Origin of the sequence: Nonomuraea indica, from assembly GCF_002850745.1 — a bacterium.
Taxonomy (GTDB): domain Bacteria; phylum Actinomycetota; class Actinomycetes; order Streptosporangiales; family Streptosporangiaceae; genus Nonomuraea; species Nonomuraea indica.
The window spans coordinates 328,840-349,986 of the sequence record NZ_KZ559471.1 but is presented as its reverse complement, the minus strand read 5'-3'; the positions used below and the strand labels follow the sequence as shown (position 1 = coordinate 349,986).

General features: G+C 73.7%; 17 protein-coding genes. 4 read left to right on the top strand and 13 right to left on the bottom strand.

The window, feature by feature from the left end:
- Window positions 1–82: 82 nt before the first annotated feature.
- From CXR44_RS18345 to CXR44_RS18315, 7 genes are all read right to left on the bottom strand, one after another.
- A complete protein-coding gene (locus CXR44_RS18345; protein ID WP_101787276.1) occupies window positions 83–1,705 on the bottom strand; it encodes a GTP-binding protein in 1,623 nt (540 codons plus the stop codon).
- Entirely contained in the window at window positions 1,702–4,287 is a 2,586-nt protein-coding gene (locus tag CXR44_RS18340; protein ID WP_245899249.1) for a dynamin family protein, read from the bottom strand. Before CXR44_RS18340 ends, CXR44_RS18345 begins: the two co-directional genes overlap by 4 nt.
- Window positions 4,284–5,516 (bottom strand): uroporphyrinogen-III C-methyltransferase, encoded by a 1,233-nt coding sequence (gene cobA, locus CXR44_RS18335; RefSeq protein WP_101787275.1) that lies wholly within the window; start codon window positions 5,514–5,516, stop codon window positions 4,284–4,286. The genes CXR44_RS18340 and cobA overlap by 4 nt, the downstream gene beginning before the upstream one ends.
- Window positions 5,517–6,085: 569 nt before the next feature.
- Complete coding sequence (gene cobT / locus CXR44_RS18330) at window positions 6,086–7,156, bottom strand: nicotinate-nucleotide--dimethylbenzimidazole phosphoribosyltransferase (protein ID WP_101787274.1); 1,071 nt, start codon at window positions 7,154–7,156, stop codon at window positions 6,086–6,088.
- Between the two features lie 467 nt (window positions 7,157–7,623).
- Window positions 7,624–8,469, bottom strand: a complete 846-nt coding sequence (locus tag CXR44_RS18325) for a sirohydrochlorin chelatase (RefSeq protein WP_101787273.1) — start codon at window positions 8,467–8,469, stop codon at window positions 7,624–7,626.
- A gap of 66 nt (window positions 8,470–8,535) precedes the next feature.
- The gene (locus CXR44_RS18320) at window positions 8,536–9,711 is read right to left on the bottom strand and encodes a bifunctional cobalt-precorrin-7 (C(5))-methyltransferase/cobalt-precorrin-6B (C(15))-methyltransferase (RefSeq protein ID WP_101787272.1); all 1,176 of its coding nucleotides are present in this window, start codon (window positions 9,709–9,711) and stop codon (window positions 8,536–8,538) included.
- Window positions 9,712–9,775: 64 nt separating this feature from the next.
- Window positions 9,776–10,855, bottom strand: coding sequence for a GNAT family N-acetyltransferase (locus CXR44_RS18315; RefSeq protein ID WP_180903527.1), 1,080 nt, complete (start codon window positions 10,853–10,855; stop codon window positions 9,776–9,778).
- 74 nt (window positions 10,856–10,929) lie between these two features.
- On the opposite strand from CXR44_RS18315, the gene CXR44_RS18310 reads away from it, so the two are divergent.
- Both CXR44_RS18310 and CXR44_RS18305 read left to right on the top strand, forming a co-directional pair.
- On the top strand, window positions 10,930–11,340 hold the full coding sequence (locus CXR44_RS18310) for a DUF2795 domain-containing protein (RefSeq protein ID WP_101787270.1): 411 nt from the start codon (window positions 10,930–10,932) through the stop codon (window positions 11,338–11,340).
- 3 nt (window positions 11,341–11,343) lie between these two features.
- The gene (locus CXR44_RS18305) at window positions 11,344–12,357 is read left to right on the top strand and encodes a baeRF2 domain-containing protein (RefSeq protein WP_101787269.1); all 1,014 of its coding nucleotides are present in this window, start codon (window positions 11,344–11,346) and stop codon (window positions 12,355–12,357) included.
- Here the strand turns inward: CXR44_RS18305 and CXR44_RS39495 are convergent.
- From CXR44_RS39495 to CXR44_RS18290, 3 genes are read right to left on the bottom strand one after another with little or no spacing between them, the layout of a single operon-like run.
- Window positions 12,347–12,931, bottom strand: coding sequence for a LutC/YkgG family protein (locus tag CXR44_RS39495; protein ID WP_180903525.1), 585 nt, complete (start codon window positions 12,929–12,931; stop codon window positions 12,347–12,349). The genes CXR44_RS18305 and CXR44_RS39495 overlap by 11 nt on opposite strands.
- Window positions 12,928–14,313 carry a lactate utilization protein B gene (locus CXR44_RS18295; RefSeq protein WP_101787268.1) on the bottom strand — a complete coding sequence of 462 codons (1,386 nt, stop codon included), beginning with the start codon at window positions 14,311–14,313 and terminating at the stop codon, window positions 12,928–12,930. Before CXR44_RS18295 ends, CXR44_RS39495 begins: the two co-directional genes overlap by 4 nt.
- Window positions 14,310–15,047 carry a (Fe-S)-binding protein gene (locus tag CXR44_RS18290; protein ID WP_101787267.1) on the bottom strand — a complete coding sequence of 246 codons (738 nt, stop codon included), beginning with the start codon at window positions 15,045–15,047 and terminating at the stop codon, window positions 14,310–14,312. Before CXR44_RS18290 ends, CXR44_RS18295 begins: the two co-directional genes overlap by 4 nt.
- Before the next feature lie 83 nt (window positions 15,048–15,130).
- On the opposite strand from CXR44_RS18290, the gene CXR44_RS18285 reads away from it, so the two are divergent.
- A complete protein-coding gene (locus CXR44_RS18285) occupies window positions 15,131–15,835 on the top strand; it encodes a FadR/GntR family transcriptional regulator (RefSeq protein WP_101787266.1) in 705 nt (234 codons plus the stop codon).
- A 49-nt stretch (window positions 15,836–15,884) separates the two neighbouring features.
- Here CXR44_RS18285 and CXR44_RS18280 read toward each other — a convergent pair whose 3' ends face one another.
- Window positions 15,885–17,297: a sulfatase family protein gene (locus tag CXR44_RS18280; protein ID WP_245899248.1), complete on the bottom strand. Its 1,413-nt coding sequence runs from the start codon at window positions 17,295–17,297 to the stop codon at window positions 15,885–15,887.
- 111 nt (window positions 17,298–17,408) lie between these two features.
- On the opposite strand from CXR44_RS18280, the gene CXR44_RS18275 reads away from it, so the two are divergent.
- Window positions 17,409–18,410 (top strand): LLM class F420-dependent oxidoreductase, encoded by a 1,002-nt coding sequence (locus tag CXR44_RS18275; protein ID WP_425437429.1) that lies wholly within the window; start codon window positions 17,409–17,411, stop codon window positions 18,408–18,410.
- A 6-nt stretch (window positions 18,411–18,416) separates the two neighbouring features.
- Here CXR44_RS18275 and CXR44_RS18270 read toward each other — a convergent pair whose 3' ends face one another.
- Together CXR44_RS18270 and CXR44_RS18265 are read right to left on the bottom strand one after the other, a co-directional pair.
- Window positions 18,417–20,372, bottom strand: a complete 1,956-nt coding sequence (locus tag CXR44_RS18270; RefSeq protein WP_101787263.1) for an FtsX-like permease family protein — start codon at window positions 20,370–20,372, stop codon at window positions 18,417–18,419.
- Window positions 20,369–21,046, bottom strand: a complete 678-nt coding sequence (locus CXR44_RS18265) for an ABC transporter ATP-binding protein (RefSeq protein WP_101787262.1) — start codon at window positions 21,044–21,046, stop codon at window positions 20,369–20,371. The genes CXR44_RS18270 and CXR44_RS18265 overlap by 4 nt, the downstream gene beginning before the upstream one ends.
- Window positions 21,047–21,147 lie beyond the last annotated feature (101 nt).

Sequence of the window (21,147 nt, the reverse complement as noted above, 5' to 3'; positions counted from 1 at the left end):
AACGACGTTCTGTGGACAGGGAGGGCGACGGCGAGCCGGCCTGTGGACGAGCCGGCCGCGCCGAGGGCCAGGGCCGGGCGGTTCAGCCGGCCATGGCCCTCATGGCCGTGTAGAAGGCATGGTGACGCCCCAGTTCGCGCTCGACCGGCTCCACCACCATCGTCTCGGCGATGGCCGACACCCGGCGGCGCATCTCGCGTTCGAGGCGTTCGCGTTCCTTCGAGGCGCCCAACTCGACGAAGTTGCGTGCGGCGATCCCCGACAACGCGCCCAGGCCGAGCACGGCGGCCATCATCAGCCCCACCCACGGCAGCGCCGCCGTGTCGCCGAGCAACCGGACGCCGAGCGGCGCCTGCCCCGGGAACAGCAGCCCCGTCGCCAGCCAGGCCAGGCCCAGGACGAACCCCGCCACCAGCGTGTACTGCCACATCTTGAGCAGCCGCCACCACCACGGCACCCGGTCGAGCCGGGGGGCGGCCTCGGAGAGGTCGTCGGTGAGCGCCTTGGGGAGCTTGGCCGCCTGCGAACGGGCCGCGTGGTTGAGCGACGAGCGCCACACCGGGTGCATGTCGGACGACAGGCCGTCGGCGAGCGCCTGGACGGCGTTGACCACCTCGGCCGGCTGGGCGCTCACGCTGCCCGAGGCGATGCCGCGGATCTCGTCGGCGACGTCGTGCAGGCGCAGGGCCTTGAGGGGGTTGGGCCGCAGCTTGGCGAGCCATCGTGGGTACGGCCAGCCGACCCAGCTCATCGACCGTTCGGCGTAGACGTTCTCCATGGCCTCGCCCACGGCGGGTACGCCCACGGCGTCGCACAGCGCGTCGGTGAGCCCGAGCCTGCGGGCGTCGTCGACCGTCGAGGGGGCCGACAGCGCCTCCCCCACCGGCATCGTCTGCGCGATGCGCTGCTCCAGCCGGTGCAGATCGGCCTCCAGCTTCTGGACGGCGGCCCTGCGCCGGGAGACGGCCGCCGCGATCACGCTCTTGAGGCTGTCGACACCCCGGCCGGTGACGGCCGAGGTGGGCACCACGCTGGGGTGTTCGACGCCTTCGCGCCGAAGCAGGTCGTTGAGGTCGATGACCAGCTCGGCGAGCTCTTCGGCGCTCAGCCGGTCGGCCTGGTTGAGGGCGAACACCGTCACCGCCTCGTGCCCCGCCAGCTCCGTGACGTAGCGGCGGTGGGTGGAGGCGTCGGCGTACTTCTGCGGGTCGAGCACCCACACGACCAGGTCGGCCACGCCGATGAGCCGGTCGGCCTCGTTGTCGGTGAGGGCGCGGATCGAGTCGTGGTCGGGCAGGTCGAGCAGGATGAGCCCGTTCAGCTGGGTCTCGCCCTTGTCGAGCGCGCTGGACCGGGAGAACCGGTGCCGCCACTGGATCTGCAGCCAGTCGAGCAGCGGCGTCGCGCCTTCCAGACCCCACACGCAGGCATGGGTGCGGGCCGTGGTGGGCCTGCGCACCCCCGTGGGCGACAGTTCGAGACCGGACAGGGCGTTGAACAGCGACGACTTCCCGCTGCCGGTGCCGCCCGCCAGGGCGACCACGGTGTGTTCGGACGACAGCTTGAGCCGCTCACCGGCGCGGGTGAGGAGCGTGCTCGCCTCGGCGAGCAGCTTGGGTTCGAGCCGCCCCGGCCCCAATTCGACGATCTTGGTGAGGGCGGTCAGCCGTGTCGCGAGGCTCGGCCTCGCCGCGACGGTGGTCATCGAGCCACCTCAAGGTTGTACGTGGCCTGGTACAGACGCGTCGCGATGGACTCGTCGGGAATGCCCGCCGAGTCGAGTACGTGCGCGTAACGCATGGATTCCTCGTCGAACAGCATGCCGATCCTGGCCCTCAGATCGCTGAGCGCCTTGGCCCCGATGCCCCGCAGCGACTCGGCGCCGAGCAACGCGGTGACCAGCCGGTGCTGGAGCCCCTCGACGGGACCGCTGAACATCGCGACCATGAAGATCAACGACAGCGAGTCGGCGTCGAACGAGAGCAGCTTGGACACCGACCGCTTGGCCACGCCGTCGGTGCGCACCATCTCGGTGACGTGCTCCTGCCAGGCGGCGATGGCCCGGCTCGCGTGCCGTACGAGATCGTCGGAGGGACGGTCGAGGTCCTCGGCGAGCTTGGCGCCGAGCGGCGAGCGGTGCCGCCAGCGGGCCGCGACCTCCTCGGCGGCCCGGTTGGCACCCGCGACGATCACCGACTCCAGCCCGGCACGCAGCGCCGTCCGGAACGCCATGACGCGCTCGGGCGCCTGACCGGCCGACCTGCCGCGCTTGCGCAGGTGAAGGGTGCGCAGAAGGTCGCCGGACCCGGCGAAGTCCTGCCAGCGGGCCAGCACCTCGCCGTGGATGAGCGTGCCGCCGCGGAACGCCTTGTCGGTCTCGGAGAGCGCGTTGCGGTAGGCCGCCTCCACGTCGGCACGCAGCTCCGTGCGGAAGGCGACCTGGACCTCCAGGTGCTTGGCCAGCGCGGGGACGCGGGTGCGGAAGCTGTTGAGCACGCCGTTCAGCGTCTCGCGTACGGCCTGCTCCCGGCGTTCCTCGTCCACCGACAGCTCGGCCAGCCACAGGCGCAGCTCGGTGACCTCGCTGTCGGGCAGGCGGCCGTCGACGACCTTCGCCTCGTTGATGACGAACCGGTCAATCTCCCCCAGGCCGTACTCGGTGAGCATGCGGACGAAGTGCTTGAGCACCACGTCGCGCGCCCTCGGCTGCACCCGGGACAGCACGATGGCGAGCCGGGCGCCGCGCTCCTTGGCGAGCCTGAGAAGGTTCCAGGCGGGGGCGTCGGCGTAGCGGGCGGCCGTGGTGACGAACACCCACAGGTCGGCCGCGTCGAGCATGCGCTGGGCGATCTCGTGGTGCTCCTCGACGACCGAGTCGATGTCGGGGGTGTCGAGCAGCGCGACGCCCTGGGGGAGCTTCTCCGTAGGCACGACGATCATGCTGTCGAGCCCGGCGTCCGGCTGGGGCGTGTCGATGCGGCGCAGCCCGGCCAGCAGCTCTCCCTCGGCGAACCAGGCGCGGTCCTCCGGATGGCAGGCCAGGACAGGCACGCCCGTGGTGGGCCGCCGCACGCCGGTGCGGGAGACGTTCTTCTCGGCCAGCGAGTTGACCAGCGTGGACTTGCCCGCGCCGGTCGAGCCGGCGACGACGATGAGGGCGGGCGCCGTGCTGGTGCGCACCCTCGGCAGCACGTAGTCCTGGAGCTGGGTCAGCAGATCGGCCTGCGCCTGCCGCGCCTCCTCGGCGCCCGGCAGGTCGAGCCCGAACCTGACCTCCGAGACGCTGGCGCGCAGGGTGTCGAGGGCGGCCGTCAGCGCGGCCACCGTCTCGGGAGGCAGCCCCTCGCCTCCCCTGCGCCGCGGCGGCTCGGCGGGCGCGTCCGGGTGAAGCGCGTCGGTGTGGTCGCCGCAAGTGGTCGGCTCGGCTGGGTCGCCGGGAGTGGCGGGTTCCGCTGGGTCGCCGGGAGCGGTGGGCTCGGCTCGGTCGCCCGGCTCGACAACATCGGCTCGATGGTCGTCCTCGCCGGTCGCCTCGGCGCCGTCGGCCGACTCCACGGGCTCCACGGGCTCCACGAGCTCCACGGGCTCCACGGGCTCCACGGGCTCCACGGGCTCGGCAGGATGTTCCGTGCTCGTGACGGGGTTGGGAGCCGCGACGGGCTCATCCGGCGAGAAGGCGTCATCCGGGGATTCGGCCTGGGCCCGTACATCCTCCACGGCGGCAGAACCGTCCCCGGAGAAGGCGACCTCCGTGGCGGGCGCTTCCGGCGCGGCCGGCGCTTCAGGCGAACGGTCGTCATCGGGGTCGGGCTCGTCGGGGTCGGTGAAGTCGTCCGCCACAGGCTCGCCCTGGCCGGTGCGGTCACCCGGGACGGGCTCCGGGCCGGTGCGGTCACCCAGGACCGGCTCGTCCGGGGCGGTGGCGTCGTCACGGGCCGCAGCCGCAAGGTCCGGGTGACCGGTCTCGTGCTCGGGAGCGGGCTCTTCCGCCGAGGGGGCCGCGCCCTCCGGGTCCGTGTCTTCCCGCGGGGCGTCCTCGCGTGCGTGCTCGTCGTTCGGTGCCGGTCTGTCCGGGCGCGGGGGCTCGTCGTTCTGGGTCGGTACGTCCTTGGTGGCGCGTTCGTGCGCATGGGCGGGCTCGCTCGCCCGTGACGGCGCCACCCTGGGCGCGAAGGCGTCGAACGCGGGAGGGGGTGGCTCGGCGGGGGTGTCGTCGCTGATCGCGCGGAAGTTGAGGGTCTGCTCGCCCGGCGACTCCGGACGCCCGTCGTCCATGGCCGTGTTCACGGCAAGCGCTCCGCTCGAACCATCTCGACCTCCTGGCCCACCCTGACGACGTCGCCGACGATGACGATCGCCGGCGGTCGTATCCCAGCCGCGGACACGCGGTCGGCGACGGTGGAAAGCGGAGCGACGACCGCCCGCTGGGTCGGAAGGGTACCGTCCTGGACGACCATTACGGGAGTCTCCGGCGAACGTCCGTCTCGCAGCAGCGCTTCGGCGACCTTGGACAGCCGCTCGACGGCCATGAGGAGCACCAAGGTGCCCTGGGAACGCGCCATGGCGGGCCAGTCGACGGTGGACCGCGGATCGTCGGGCGCCACGTGGACGGACACCACGTGGAACTCCTGGCTCACGCCCCGATGCGTCACGGGGACGCCGGCCGAGGCGGGCACCGCCACGGCGCTGGTGATGCCGGGCACGACCAGCACGGGGATGCCCGCTCGGGCACAGGCGATCATCTCCTCGCCGCCTCGGCCGAACACGAACGGGTCGCCGCCCTTGAGCCGGACCACGAACTTGCCCTGCCTGGCCCGGTCGACGAGCACGTCGTTGATGGCCTCCTGGGCCAGCGACCTGCCGTAGGGGACCTTGGCGGCGTCGATGAGCTCGACGTCGGGTGCGAGCTCGTCGAGGAGGGCGCGGGGCGCGAGCCGGTCGGCCACGACCACGTCGGCCTGCGCGAGGAGCTGCCGGCCACGAACGGTGATCAGACCGGGGTCGCCGGGACCGCCGCCGACGAGGGCCACGCCGACCGGCTTGGTGCGGCTGCGCCGGGCGTCGACGGTGCCGTCGCGCAGCGCGCCCACCACGGCGTCCCTGATGCCGGCCGCCCGGCGGGGGTCGCCGCCGGCGGTGACCGCCACGGTGATCTCGTCGACCTTGCCGGAGGCGGGGGTCCACGCGGCGGAGGCGTCCTTGTCGTCGGCGCGTACGCACCAGATGTGCTTGGCCTCGGCCTCGGCGGCGACGGCGGTGTTGACGGAACGCTTGTCGGTGCAGGCCTGGACGAGCCAGGCGCCGTCACAGTCGCCCACCTCGTAGGGCCTGGCGTGCCAGGTGATCCGGCCGGCGGCGATCAGGTCGTCGAGGGCGGGGGTGACGCCGGGCGACACCAGGGTGACCACCGCGCCCGCCTCCAGCAGGGCGGGAATACGCCGCTGGGCGACGTGGCCGCCCCCCACGACGAGAACCCGGCGACCGGAAAGCCGCAGGCCGAGGAGGTAGGGGCCCATGGTGGGAATCTCCCGTTCGCAAAGGTTGGGTCTGTCAGGAGGTAAACCTATCGGGTCTTCATGGGGCGTTCGCTTCGCACGGGTCAGCACCCGGCGACAAGCGGCTGGAGGGATCCAGCGGGCCCGCTTCCGTCGTCTCAGGGCGTCTGGCCAGCGCTGACAGCCACCCAAGGATAACCCGGCCCACCAGGTCGGACCGCGCCACCGTCCCGCTCCCCCGCCCGGCCGACGACGCGGCCGGGCGGCGGCGCGACCGGGGGTGACGCAGCCGAGCGGGCCGGGTCATGACGCGGCCGGGGCGGGCCAGGTGGCGGCGCGGGCGCTGGCGCGGCGCGGCGGGCGAGCCGGTGCGCGGCCCGGCCGGGCCGGGTGGTGGCCCGGCCGGGCCGGGTGGCGGCTCGGCCGGGCCGGGTGGCGGCTCGGGCGGGCCGGGTGGGGGCTCGGGCGGGCCGGGTGGGGGCTCGGGCGGGCCGGTGCGCGGCGCGGCGGGCGGGTGGCCGACTGGTGGCGTGGCGGTCCGGGGTGGCGTGTCTCACCGTGGGGTGGGGTGGCGCCGCGGGATCGGGGTGTCAGTTCTGCTTCTCGGAGACGCCCGCGGAGTCGAAGGTGGCGACGTCGTGCATCACGCGTACGGCGGCGCAGACGAGGGGGTGGGCGAGAAGGCCGCCGGTTCCCTCGCCGAGCCGGAGCTCCAGGTCCACGAGGGGGCGCAGGCCCAGGGCGGCGAGAGCCACGGCGTGGCCCGGCTCGGCGGAGCGGTGGCCAGCGACGCAGTGGTCGACGGCCGCGGGGTCGAGCGCGGCGGCGACCAGGGCCGCCGCGCCGGCGATGACACCGTCGAGGATCACCGGCACGCGGCAGGCCGCGCCGCCCAGGATGAGACCGGCGATGGCCGCGTGCTCGAACCCGCCGACGGCGGCCAGCACGCGCAGCGCGTCGCTGGGCTGGGAGCCGACGGTGGCCGCGTCGTTGACCTCGATGGCTCGCCGGACGACGGCCACCTTGCGCGCGTGGGTCTCCTCGTCGATCCCGGTACCGTGGCCGGTCACCTCGGCGGGGTCGTGGCCGGTGAAGGCCGCGACGAGGGCGGCGGAGGCGGTGGTGTTGGCGATGCCCATGTCGCCCGTGATCAGGCACCGGGCCCCGCCCTCGACCAGGCCGCGGGCCACCGAGATGCCGGCCTCCAGCGCCTGGACGGCCTGGTCGACGCTCATCGCGGGCCCCGTCGACAGGTCGGCCGTGCCGTAGGCGATCTTGTGCTTGAGCAGGGAGGGCGCGTCGGGCAGGTCGGCGGCGACGCCCACGTCCACGACGGTCACCGACGCGCCCGACTGGGCCGCGAAGGCATTGGCCACGGCCCCGCCCGCCAGGAAGTTGGCGACCATCTGGACCGTGACCTCCTGGGGCCACGGGCTGACGCCCTGGGCGTGCACGCCGTGGTCGGCCGCGAAGATGGCCAACGCGGCGGGGGCCGGCATGGGCGGCGGGCAGGCGCCCGCGGCGCCCGCGAGCCGTACGGCGACGTCCTCCAGGGCGCCGAGCGAGCCGCGCGGCTTGGTCAGGCGGTCCTGGTGCGCTCGGGCGTCCGCGAGGGCGCGCGGGTCGGCGGGGCGGATCTCGGCGAGCGTCTCGGCGAGCACGGCAAACCTCCACGGACGAATCACGGACGAATCACGACAGGTACGGACAGATCACGGACGGCGAGCGGTGGGCGAGCAGGTGGGCGAGTGGGCGAGCAGGGTGAGGGGGCTGGTGGGCGAGCAGGGTGAGGGGGCTGGTGGGCGAGCAGGGTGAGGGGGCTGGTGGGCGAGCAGGGTGAGGGGGCTGGTGGGCGAGCAGGGTGAGGGGGCTGGTGGGCGAGCAGGGTGAGGGGGCTGGTGGGCGAGCAGGGTGAGGGGGCTGGTGGGCGAGCAGGGTGAGGGGGCTGGTGGGCGAGCAGGGTGAGGGGGCTGGTGGGCGAGCAGGGTGAGGGGGCTGGTGGCGAGGAGGTTGGCGAGCGGGCGGGCGGTGCGCGGGCGGACGGTGGACGTCGCGGGCGGCGGGGCACGGCGCGGTCCGGACGTGGGCCGGAGCGGTCCACCAGGGAGCATGCCAGTCCGCGACCGGGTCAGGGGACCAGTTGCAGCGCTTCCTCGTAACGGTCGATCACGACGTCGGCCAGGGTCTCGCAGTCGCCGATCACCTCGGCGCAGCGGATGTCGAGTTCGGGGTGCCCGGCGCCGTACGCCAGCGCCTGCGCCCACACCCGCTCCAGCAGGCCGCCCGCGAACAGCAGGTAGGGCACCACGATGACGCGCTTGGCGCCGAGCCGGTGGCAGCGTTCGAGCCCGCCGGGCACGCCGGGCGGGGTGACGGACACGAACGCCGTCTCGACCGTCATGAAGTCGTAGGCGTGTGTCTCCCAGAACAGCCGGGACACGCGGTGGATCTCGGCGTTGGCCGACGGGTCGGTGGAACCCTCGCCGACGAGCACGACGGCGGTCTCGCCCGGCTCGACGTGGCCGGGTTGCAGGTCGGCGACCCCGGCTTCGACGGCGCGCAGCCGGGGCCGGCCGCCGACCACCTCCAGGGGCCGCAGCCGGGGCATCTCGGTGGCGGCGTCGTTGAGCCGCTCGGCCAGCAGGGCGAGCACGCGCGGGTCGGGCCCGAGGGGCCGGCCGTAGTCGTACATCAGCGTCGGGTGGCGCTGCTGCTCGCGCTCCATGGCGGCGGGGTACTCCTCTCCCACGCGGTTCAGGCTCAGAGGCAGCGCCACGAGGCGGTGGTGTCCGCGGGCCACGAGGGAGGCGACGGAATCGCTCAGCCGCGGCGTCGCCCGTTCGAGGTAGCCGCCGGACACGTCGGCGGCCTTCTGGTCGAGCCGGCAGCGGAGGCGGTGGACGAACCTGCCGAACTCCGCCGAGTCGGCGTCATCGTTCGAGCCCTGGCCGATCAGCAGGAGCGGCGGCTTCATCGAGGCTTTCTCCGGTGGTAGACAAAGACACGCGAGGATATCCGATGCGCAGCGGTGAGGGACAGGTCACGCTGGGTGCGCCGGCACCGCGTGCACGACGAAGACGGGGTCGGAGGCGGCCAGCGCGTGCGAGCCGTCGGGCCGCGGCGTCAGCCGGGAGGCGAGGATCTGCGTGCCCTCGGCCCGGTAGCCGTGCTCGCGCAGGCGTTCGAGCACGGCGGGCACCCGTTCGAGGGTCTTGACCACGCACACCAGCGAGCGGGGGCCGCGGGCGGCGCAGGCCACGATCACGTCGGGACCGCCGCCTCCCACGAAGACGGCGTCGGGGTCGGGCAGGGGTTCGAGGGCGGGCGGGGCCTGGCCGCGGGTGAGCGCGACCTTGACGCCGTGGGCGAGCACGGCCGCGCGGATGCGGGCGCAGGAGGGTTCGTCACGCTCGACGGCGACGACGGCGGCGCCGAGCCGGGCGCACTCGACGGCGATCTCGCCGGTGCCGGAGCCGACGTCCCACACGAGGTCGCCGAGCCGGGGCCCCAGCTTGGCCAGGATGTACGCCCTGACCTCCGGCGGGATCCGCCCGCCGGCCGGCAGCGCCCACTCGGCCGGGCCGGGCTGCGCGCCCGCGACCCAGCCGGGCGGCGCGCCCTTGTGGAGCGGGTCGACGACGAGCACCACGTCGGGGTCCTTCCATGGGCGCGTGGTCGCCTCGCCCATGCGGCTGTGGGTGACGCGCTGGTCGGGGCCGCCGAGGTCCTCGCAGACGAGGAGGGTGCGCGGGGTGGTGGGGGCCAGCTCGCGGGCTATCTCGGCCGGACCGACTCCGGGGGCGACGAGCAGCGCGACCTTGGGGTGGGCGCGGCAGGCGTTGACGACCCGGCGGAGCTGGTGCGGCCCGGAGGGGGCGACGACGAGGGCGTCCTCCCAGTTGAGCCCCGCGCAGGCGAAGGCGCGGGTGACCAGCGAGGTGGCGGGCAGCACCTCCGGGTGGAGGCCGTGGTCGCGCAGCGCGCGCACCACGCCGAAGAAGCCGGGATCGCCCTCGGCGACCACCACGACGGGGCCCTCGCCGTGCTCGGCGTGGTCGTCGAGCGTGTCGAGCAGCGTCTCGTCGGTGACGGTCGCCGCGGTGAGCCTGAGCCGGCCGACGACGGCGTCGGGTCCGACGACGAGCGCCGCCTCGCGCAGCCGGTCGACCGCTCCGGCCGACAGCTCCGATCCGTCCCAGCCGACCACCGTGATCATGACGCATCACCGCCTCACCACCAAGAGTGACCTCTTCGGCGGCGTTTCACCAGACGCGCCGGGGTCAGACGAGGTCGCCCGGGACCAGGCTGTAGACGACGAGGTCCGTTCCGCGCAGGGCGTTGCGCGCGACGCCCTCGCGGGTGAAGCCGGCTTTCTCGGCGACACGTTGCGAGGCGGGGTTGGAGACGGCGGCCCGCAGCACGAGACGCTGGAATACCAGCGTGCCGAACAGCCACCGGGCGACGGCGAGCACCGCCTCGCCGGCGTAGCCGCGGCCGCGGGCCCACGGCGCGGTCATGTAGCCGACCTCGGCCGTACGGTTGGCCCAGTCGACGTCGCGCAGGTCCACGTTCACCAGGAAGCGTCCGCCGGCCGGGTCCACACCGGCCCACGCGATGCCCTGCCCCCTGACGCGCATCTGCTCGGCGGCGGCGACGAAGGACCGGGCGTGGTCCTCGGTGTAGCCGCGCGGAACGCCGGTGTGGGCCTGGGTGACGGGGTCGGCGGCCGTGGCGGCCAGGTCGGGCACGTCCTGCTCGGCGAGCGGGCGCAGCAGTAGCCGGTCGCTGCGCAGCTCGACACGGGGCAGGCTGTCGGCGGGGGCGCGGTCGTCGCCGCGCAGCAGGCCGAAGACGACCAGGTCGTGCGGGCCGTCGTCGTCCAGGGTGGCCCCGCGCAGCACGCCCTCCCAGGTGAAGCCGGCCTTCTGCGCGACGCGGAGGGAGGCGAGGTTGTCGAGGTTGGCGGTCAGGTCGATCCGGCGCAGGTCGGTGGCGGCGAAGACCCAGTCGACCAGGCCGCGTACGGCCTCGGTGGCGTAGCCGCGGCCCCGGTGCAGGGGGTGCACGCCGTAGCCGACCTCGGTGGTGCCGGCGCCCCAGGAGGTCTTGAAGAGGCTGATGGCGCCGACGATGAGCCCGTCGGCGTCCGTCATGGCCAGGTGCACGCCCTGGCCCGAGCTCTGCAGCTCGTGCACGCCGGTGGCCAGCCAGTGGGGCACGCCGGCGGGATGGGCCGGTGCGCCGGGCGGCAGGAAGGCCATGCCCGCCTCGACGATGGACCTGACCCGTGCCTCGTCATCCGGGCGGAAGGGGCGGAGCAGCAGCCTTCCGGTGATGACCGTCACATCAGGATCGAACACGTCGGCAGCGTACACAGCGGCCATGTTTGCCGGGGAAAGCGGGGGTAGGGGCGCGAGGGAGAGGAGTGGAAACCATGGATCGAGGAAGCGCCAAGCACACCCGTCGTGTCGACGAGCAGCAGAAGCACGAGACCGAGGGGATGGTCCGCGGTGGCGGCCCGACCCACGCGGAGGAGTGGAAGGAGCCGGAGCCGATGCCCATTCCGGGCGAGGAGGCCGCCACCCACGCCTACGCCCCCGGCCACGAGCCCGGCACTCCGGAGGGCATCACCCAGGAGGGCGTCGACCGCCGCAGCGAGCTGGCCAAGTGGCTGAGCGACGCCGACTTCCCGGCGGCCAAGGCCGACCTGCTGCGCCACGTGGAACGCTCCCGCACGCCGGACTTCATCACCGACCTGGTCCGTTCGCTGCCCGACGAGCGTTTCGTGAACGTGGCGGCGGTCGCCGAGGCGCTGGGCCTGGGCAAGGAGAGGCGGAGGTGGTGATCTGTGCGGCTCGACTTCATCAGGCCGTTGTACGAGCGCCGGGGGCCGTACGCCTCGGCCTACCTCGGCGCGTTCACCGAGGCTGACCGGGAGGCCCGCTGGCGTGCCGTCCGGGACCGGCTGGGCGACGCCGACCCGGCGACGGTCGAGGCCCTGCGGGAGCGGGCCGCGCGGCCGGCGGCGGGCCTGGCGATGTTCGCCACGCACGGCGACGTGGTGCTCGTGGAGGAGCTCGCCGAGCCGCCGGCGACGGAACTGGCCGTGTGGGCGCCGCTGCCGCACGTGACGCCCATGCTGATGCGGCGCGGGGAGAACGTGCCGCACCTGCGGGTCATCGTGGACCACGCGGGGGCGGAGCTGACCGCGTTCGGCGGCGGCTCGCCGCGGACGTCCGCCGTGCAGGCCGAGTCGTGGCCGCTGCAGAAGACCGCGCAGGGCGGCTGGTCGCAGCGCCGCTACGAGCGGGCCGTGGAGGAGACCTGGGAGAAGAACGCCGCGCTCGTCGCCGAGGAGATCGACGAGCAGGTGCGGCGGCTCGGCACCGAGCTGGTCATCGTGGCGGGCGAGCCGCGGTCGCGCTCGATGCTCTGCGACCATCTCGGCACGAAGGCGGCCGACCGGGTGGTGATGGTCGAGCACGGCAGCCGCTCCGAGCACGGCGGGTTCGAGCGGGACGTGGAGCGGGCGCTCGACGAGTGGCTGGACGGCCGGCGGGCTGAGCTGCTCGACCGGCACCGCGAGGCGTCCGGTCCCGTGGGGCTGGGACGGGTGTTCCACGCGCTGCGCGAGGGCAGGGTGCACGCCGTGCTCTCGCCCGGTGAGCTGCCCGGACCGGTGTGGATCGGCGAGGGCGGCACCCAGCTCGCGACCGATCCCGAGGAGCTGCGCCGATGGGGCGTGGAGGACCCGGTCCAGGACCGGGCCGACTCCGCGCTGGCCAGGGCGGCGGCGATGACGGACGCGGAGCTGTGGTTCACCGACCAGGTCCCGGACGTGGCGGCCGTCATCAGGTACTGATGATCACCTCCAGGGTGCGGGGACCGTGCACGCCCTCCACCCTGTTGAGCTCGATGTCGCTGGTCGCCGACGGGCCGCTGATCCAGGTGAGGGACCGGGCGGGGTCGAGCCTGGCCACCGCTTCCGGCACCCCTCCGACGACCTGGCCGGCGCCCACCACGCACAGGTGGTAGTCGGGGATGAGAGTCTGCTCCCTGGTGCCCTGGCCGGGACCGGTGTCGAGGACGATCGTGCCGGTCTCGGCGATCGCCACCGCGCACGTGGTGAGCACGCCGTCGGCCGAGCGCGGGTCCACGTCCGGGGCGGGGGCCGCCCACGCGGCGGGCAGCCCGGCCGGCACGATCATGCGGCGGCCCGCCACCAGCTCGGCCACCTTGGCGGGCACGGCGGCGGCCGGCAGCACGTGCACGACGGCCCGGTAGTCGCGCACCCGTTCGGCGAACAGCTCCACCAGGTCGGCCACGTCCGTCGTGGTGCGGTAGCCGCGCGGGATCTCCACCTCGGGGGCGCCTTCGACGGCGCGCCTGATCCGGCCGAGGATCTCCTCGCGGGCGCCGCTGTGTCTCGTGCTCACCCTTCTCGCTCCCACCAGTCTCTGAAGGATTCCTCCGGGATCTCGGGCAGGTCCCGGGTGTCGGTCCACGCCGACAGGGGGCCGGGCAGCCGCCTGGGCACCAGCCGGCGCAGGCGGCCTGCCGCGCGCTGCGCCTTGGCGAGCCGGGTCTGGTCGTCGAGTATCCAGCCGGCCACCCGCATGCCGGCGCGCTCGGCCGCCCCGTGGGGCGCCTTGGCGCGCAGGTCCACCAGTACCTCGGGGATGTCGATGGCCACCGGGCACACGTCGTAGCAGGCGCCGCACAGGCTGGAGGCGTACGGCAGGGACGCGTCGAGCTCGGAGGACATGCCGCGCAGCTGCGGGGTGAGGATGGCGCCGATCGGGCCGGGATAGACCGAGCCGTAGGCGTGGCCGCCGGCCCGCTCGTAGACGGGGCAGACGTTCAGGCAGGCGGAGCATCGGATGCAGCGCAGCGCCTGGCGGCCCACCTCGTCGGCGAGGACGTCGGTGCGGCCGTTGTCGAGGAGCACCAGGTGGAAGTCCTGGCCCTCGGCGGAGCCGGTCCACGTGCTGGTGTACGGGTTCATCCGCTCGCCGGTGGAGCTCCTGGGCAGCAGTTGCAGGAACACCTCCAGGTCGCGCCAGGTGGGCAGCAGCTTCTCGATGCCGACCACGCTGATGAGGGTCTCGGGCAGCGTCAGGCACATGCGGCCGTTGCCCTCGGACTCCAGCACGACGAGGGTGCCGGTTTCGGCGATCATGAAATTGGCGCCGGAGACGGCGACCTTGCTGCGCAGGAACCGCTCGCGCAGGTGCAGCCGGGCGGCCTCGGCCAGGGCGGCGGGCTCGTCGGTCAGCCCGGGCGGCGCGTCGCCCATCCTGTCGAGGAAGATCTCGCGGATCTCGGCCCGGTTGCGGTGGATGGCGGGCACCAGGATGTGGCTGGGGAAGTCGTCGCCGAGCTGCACGATCAGCTCGGCCAGGTCGGTCTCGTAGGCGGTGATGCCCTCGGCGGCCAGGGCCTCGTTGAGGCCGATCTCCTGGGTGGCCATCGACTTGACCTTGACGACCTCGGTCTCGCCGGTGGCCTTGACGAGGCCGGCGACGACGCGGTTGGCTTCGGCGGCGTCCCTGGCCCAGTGGACGTGGCCGCCCGCCCGGGTGACGGCCTCCTCGAGCTGGACGAGGTAGCGGTCGAGGTGTCGGAGCGTCTCGTCCTTGATGGCCTTGCCCGCCGCGCGCAGCTCTCGCCAGTCGGGCAGCTCGTCCACGACCGCGGCGCGCTTGCCGCGGATGGTGTGGGTGGCCTTGCGCAGGTTGTAGCGGAGCTGGGAGTCCTGTACGGCCCGCGCGGCGTTCTTCGGGAAGTCGCCGGGCATGCCGAGGAAGGTGGCGCTCATGGCCGGGTCCCCTCGTCGGTGGCGGCAAGGATCTCGGCCAGGTGCATCACCCGGATGCCGGTCCGTTGCCGGCTGAGCGTGCCGCCGATGTGCATGAGGCAGGAGTTGTCGGCCGCGCAGAGCACCTCGGCCCCGGTGTCGAGGACGTTGCGCACCTTGTCGGCGCCCATCGCGGCGGAGACGGCGGGGTTCTTGACGGCGAACGTGCCGCCGAAGCCGCAGCATTCCTGCGCCGCGGGCAGGGGGACGAGCTCCAGGCCGCGGACCTTCTCCAGCAGGCGGGTGGGCCGGTCGCCGAGGCGCAGCCCGCGCAGCGAGTGACACGTCGGGTGATATGTCACTCGGTGGGGGAAATATGCGCCGACGTCCTCCACCTTGAGCACGTCCACCAGGAACTCCGACAGCTCATGGACCCGGGGCGCCACCTCGGCGATGGCCGCGGCGCCCCTGCTGCCGGGCCGGACCAGCTTGGGATACTGCTCGCGCACCATCGCGGCGCACGATCCCGACGGGGCCACGACGGCGTCGTACCCGGCGAACACCTCGGTGAAGTGGCGCGCGAGCCGCACCCCCTCGTCGCGGTAGCCCGTGTTGACGTGCATCTGCCCGCAGCAGGTCTGGGCGGCCGGGAAGTCGACGTCGCAGCCCAGCCTGCGCAGGAGCGACACGACGGCCTTGCCCGTGCCGGGAAAGAGCGTGTCGTTCACGCACGTGATGAACAGGGCGACTCGCACGACTCTCCTTCCGAGAGGTTCTCGCGTATGGTCGGACCACAGTATGGTCAGACCATAGCAAACGCACCAGAGGGGGACCCCTGTTGACCGGCTGGCACCCCGTCAAGAAGACACGGACGTTCGAGGACGTCCTCGCCCAGATCGAGCACCGCATCGGCGCGGACGGGCTGACGGCCGGCGACCGGCTGCCGCCCGAGCGCCAGCTCGCCGAGCAGCTCGGCGTGAGCCGCTCGTCGGTGCGCGAGGCCATGCGCGTGCTGGAGACGCTCGGCGTGGTGTCGTCGCAGGTGGGGCGCGGGCCGGACGCCGGCGCCGTGCTCGTGTCCCGGCCCGACAGCGCGCTGACGGACCTGCTGCGGCTGCACCTGGGCCTCGCCGCGCTGGAACCCCGCGAGGTCATCGACGCCCGCCTGATGATCGAGCGCTGGGCGGCGGCGCGGGCGGCCACGAGCCGTCCCGACACCGCCGGGCTGGCCGAGGCCATCACGGGCATGGACGGGGCGCGCTCGCCCGAGGAGTTCGTGGAGCACGACACCGCCTTCCACTGCGCGCTCGCCGAGGCGTCGGGCAACCGGCTGCTCGCGGCGTTCATGCGCTCGCTGCGCGACTCGCTCGGCAGGTACGCCGTCGAGGCGGTCGTGCGGCTGGGCGACACCTCGGGCCTGCAGGACGACCACCGGCGCATCCTGCGGGCCGTGCGCGACGGGGATCCCGGCGAGGCGACGCGGGCGGTGACGGCCCACCTGGCCCGCGCCTACCCCGCGCTGCTGCCCGACCTGCCCGGCTGACGGCCGGCCCGGCAGGTCTGACGCCCGGCCCGGCGGGTCGGGCCAGGCGTCAGCCGCCGGCGGCGTCGGCGTCGCGGCAGGTGGCTCCCGAGCAGGCGACCATGGCCCGCAAGCGAGCGTCGAGGTCGGCCACCAGCGCCGGGTCGGCGACCCGGATCAGGTTGCGCAGCTGGTAGGGATCGTTCGTCAGGTCGTAGAGCTGCCTCTCGCCCGTGGAGTACTTGACGTAGGTGTGGGTCTCGGTGCGCAGCGCGTGGTAGGGCGGCACGGGTGTCTGCGCGGCCGACGCCTGGTCCAGGGGCCTGGCGAACTCGACGAGCGCGTGGCGCCGCCACTGCGCCGGCCGCTGCCCGCGCAGCAGCGGCACCAGCGACCGGCCTTCGGCGAACGCCGCCGCCTGCCCCCCGCCCAGCTCGGTGAACGTCGGGGCGATGTCGACCGTCGAGGCCAGGTCGCTGACGACCGAGCCCGGCCGGACGCCCGGCCCGCGCACCACGAACGGCACCTTGATGGCCTCCTCGAACGGGGTCGTCTTGCCCTGCTTGAGCCGGTGGGTGCCGAGGTGGAAACCGTTGTCGGAGGCGAAGACCACATAGGTGTCGTCGAGTTTGCCGGTCCGCGCCAGGGTGTCGACCACGGTGCCGACCAGGTCGTCCACGCCGAGCATGGAACGCATCCGGGAGCGGAAGCGCTCGTCGACGCGGGCGATCTGGCCGTCGGTCAGCGGGGGCGTCTCGCGCAGCCAGGCGGGCTCCTCGCTGACGTCCGCCTGGTTGAACGACGGCGGACGGGGCGCCTGGTCGAGGACGAACTCGTCCATGTGGCGGACCGCCGGGTTGGCCGGGTTGTGCGGGCCGACCGGCGCGAGGTAGAGGAAGAACGGCCCGGTGCTGGTGGTGATGAAGTCGGCGGCCTTGCGGGCCAGCACGTCGGAGAGGTAGTCGTCCTCCGCCCAGCCGTAGTCGACGAGGCTGCCGTTCTCGTTGAGCCGGTAGCCGTACTCGTGGTAGAGCCGGCGCACGGGCACGGCCCAGTCGTTCCAGCCAGGCGGCACGTGGGTGGGGGCGGCGGCGGCGCCGGGATAGTGGTTGAGATATTTGCCCATCAGCCCGGTGCGGTATCCGGCCTGCTGCATCCACACCCCGAGCGTGGAGCGTTCCAGACCGGTGGCGAAGAAGCGGTCGAATCCACCTTCGGGGGCGGTGTTGGTCAGCACGCGGTGGCTGTGCACGTACTGCGAGCGCAGGATCGACGCGCGAGAGGGGCAGCACCAGGAGTTCGTCACGATGAAGCGGTCGAAGGTGGCGCCCTCGCGCACCAGGTGGCGGGTGATGTTGGGGAAGCGGTCCAGGTGTCCGCTGTCGAGATCGTCGGCCAGCACCAGGATGATGTTGGGCTTGGAAGCGCGGGACTCTCCGGTCGCGATCGTGGGCTCGGCTGCGGTCAAGAGCAGGAGCGCCACGCTGAGGATTCGGCAAAGACCTTTGACCACGGGTTTTCATCTCCCCGAACGATCTTGCATTGACACCCCGGTCCGCCACGGCCGTAATAGAACTAGATTCTGGAGGTGTCCATGAAGCTCGGTTTGAATCTCGGGTACTGGCAGCGGCACGCCGACGACGCCACCGAGACGGTGCTGACCGCCGAACGGCTCGGCTACGACTCGGTGTGGACCGCCGAGGCCTACGGCAGCGACGCCTTCACGCCGCTCGCGTGGTATGGCGCGCGGACCTCACGCATCAAGCTTGGCACATCGGTCGCCCAACTGTCGGCCCGGACCCCCGCCGCGACCGCGATGACCGCGATGACGCTCGACCATCTCACGGGCGGCCGGCTGCTGCTCGGCGTGGGCGCCTCCGGCCCGCAGGTCGTCGAGGGCTGGTACGGCCGGCCGTTCGCCCGGCCGCTGGCCAGGACGCGCGAGTACGTCGAGATCATGCGCAAGGTGTGGCGGCGCGCGGAGCCCGTGACCAGCGACGGCCCGCACTACCCGCTCCCCCTCCCCGGCGGCCTGGGCAAGCCGCTGAAGCTGATCACCCATCCGCTGCGCCCGGACATCCCCGTCTACCTCGGCGCCGAGGGGCCGAAGAACGTCGCCCTCGCCACCGAGATCGCCCAGGGCTGGCTGCCGCTGTTCGCCTTCCCCGGCAAGATCGAGGAGATGTACGGTGACGCGCTCTCGGGCGCGGGCCCGGACTTCGACATCGCCGCCATGGTCATGGTCGTCATCTCCGACGACGTCAAGGCCGCTCTCGACGGCGTCAAGATGATGCTCACCCTCTACATCGGCGGCATGGGGGCGCGGCAGCGCAACTTCCACGCCGACATCATCGGCCGGATGGGCTACGCCGAGGCCGCCGGGCGCATCCAGGCCCTCTACCTGGAGGGCCGCAGGGACGAGGCGTTCCGCGCGATCCCGGACGAGCTGGCCGACGGCATCTCGCTCGTCGGCCCGCCCGGCCGGATCAAGGAGCGCCTGGAGCTGTGGCGCTCCTCCCCCGTCACGTCGCTGCTGGTCATGGGCCCGCGCGACGAGGAGTCGCTGAGGATCGTCCGCGACCTCGTGCTGGGCTGACGGGCGCTAGTCGGGACGCGGCGCCGGGTCGGCGGTCACCGACCGCAGCAGCGGCCGGCTCAGCGCACCCGCGCCGACCACCCCGGCGAACCCCGCCACCACGCAGGCCCCGAGCGTCACCAGGCCCGACACGTTCACCGACATGACCATGAAAGGCATCGCGCAGAACGCGCCCACCGCGATCGCGCCGCCGCCCATCACGGTCAGCGGGACGAGCGTCTCGGCCCGGCGGGCCCGGTCGAGCACCTCCAGCGGCGTGCCCGCCAGCCGCAGCAGCCCGTACGTCTGGCGCCGGTCGAGGATCGACGAGGCGGCGGTGATGCCCGCGCTCGCGATGGCCACCAGGAAGGACACCGAGAGCACCACGATGGTGCCCGTGCCGATGTCTGCGAAGATCTGGACGCCGAAGCGCTCCTCGTCGGCCTCCGTCGTCGGCGTGCGGCCGGGCACGATGCCGGCCAGCGCCGTGCGCGCCCGGTCGACGGTGTCCTCCCCCGCCCCGTGGCCGAGGGCGGCGACGACCGTGTCCTTGACCGGCTTCACCGTGGCGCGCACGCCGGCCCGCTCCAGCCGCTGCCGCGCCTGCTCGGCCACGGCGGTCACCTGACCCGCCGGCACGTTCACGCGGAGCTGGTCGGCGGACGCGTCGCTGGTGAACGCGCCGGGGCTCAGCAGGCCCAGGAACCCGGCGACGAACCCGGTCAGGGCGACGCCGCTCACCGTGCGCCAGGCCGAGCGCGGGTCGTCCACCAGCCGCCGGCCGGCCAGCAGCCGGGCCGGCGAGCGCGCCGAGGCGGCCGTGATGCGGCCGATGAGGCCGACCACCCACGGCCCGACCAGGTTGACGCACAGGAACGCCAGCCCGATCACCGCCACGATGATCGTCACGCTGGTGCCCTGGGTGAGCAGGGGAACGACGGCCAGCACCGCGAGCAGCGCGACGACCCTGACGGCGCGCAGGGCGGGCGGGGTCTCCCTCTTGGCCACGCCGAGCGGGCTGACCACGACCCGGCGCAGCCCCGCCACGGCCGACAGGCCCACCAGCAGCGGCACGGCCACCATCACCCCGGCCAGGACGAGCGGATGCGGCCACAGGTCCGAGACGAACCACGGGCCGCCCCCGATCTCGATGCGGGCCAGCAGCGGGACGGCCAGCGCGTACGCGGCCGTGCCCGCCAGCGCGCCGGCGAACGCGACGATCATCGCCTCGGCCACGGTCATGCCGACCACCTGGCCCGGTGTCGCGCCGACCAGCCGCAGCGCGGCCAGCCGCTGGTCCCTGCGCGCCACGGTCAGCCGGGCCGCCGCGCCCCCGAACACCAGCAGCGGCACGACCATGAGCACGCCGGCGATGAGCGCCAGCACCTGGTAACCCTCGGAATCCTCGGTGGGCTCCCCGGCGAAGGAGGCGATCCTGACCGGGATGGAGCCGACGATCCAGTCACGCGTGCGCTCGGCGGTCAGTGCGGGGGCGTCCGGCCGGTGGCCCAGCACGGCGACCAGCTCGTCCGGGTGGACCAGCGCCTCGTCGCCGAGCACGCCGGCCGGCCGCGGGTAGCGCCGCGCGAGCTGGTTGGCGGGCAGCTCGCCGACCAGCTCCCGCAGGGCCGGTGAGAACCACGCCTCGCCCGGCGCGGGGAAGCGCGGCATCCCCGGCGGGGCGGGCGCCCCGGCGCCGAGCGCGGCCAGGTCCACGACCGTGATCTGCTCGCCGCGCACGTAGTCGTACCGCCTGGCCTCCACCGCCACGGCCGCGCCCTCGGCACCCGCCGGCTGGGCCGTCGCCGCGACCGGGTTGCGCCACGCGCTGCGGTCGGCGCGGGCGGCGAAGGCGAAGTTGGCGGCGACCGCGAACAGCAGCAGCGCCGTGGACACCGCCACGGCGCCCAGCGTGAGCCAGGTGCCGAGCATGCCCTTGCGCCCGCCGCCCTTCAGCAGCCGCCAGGCCAGTCCGAGGTTCATGCCGCCATCCCGGCGGTGAGCAGCCGTCCGTCACGGACCTCCACCGTCCGGTCGCACCAGCGGGCCACGCCCGGGTCGTGGGTGACCACGATGAGGGAGGCGCCGTTGTGCTTGGTGGCCTCCACGAGCAGCCGCATCGTGTCGTGGCCCGTCGTCTGGTCGAGCGCGCCGGTCGGCTCGTCGGCGAAGACCACGGCGGGCTTGGTGACCAGCGCCCGCGCGATGGCGACCCGCTGCGCCTGCCCGCCGGACAGCTCGCCCGGCCGCCTGCCCTCCATGCCGCCGAGCCCGAGCGGGCCGAACCACTCCCGCGCCTGCCGCACGGCCTCGCCCCGGGCGACGCCACCCAGCATGAGCGGCAGCGCCACGTTCTCCTCGGCGGGCAGCTCAGGCAGGAGCTGGCCGAACTGGAAGACGAAGCCGAACCGGGTGCGGCGCAGGGCGCTGCGCTGGCGCTCGCGCATGGCGTCGATGCGCGAGCCGAGCAGGTGCACCTCTCCCGAGTCGGGCTTCATGATGCCGGCGAGGCAGTGGAGCAGCGTCGACTTGCCGGAGCCGCTCGGCCCCATGATCGCCACGGCCTCGCCGGCCCGGATGGCGATGTCCACACCGCTCAGGGCGACCGTCTGGCCGAATCTCTTGGTCAAAGCCCGTCCAGCGAGCACGTCGTTCATGCCGGCGAGTCTCGCGGCGCGGCCAGGGGCGGCGGATCGGTCGTGCGTCCGGTTGTCTCCGGTTGCGCCTCGGCCGAACGGCCGATCCTAGAGTTGGGGCC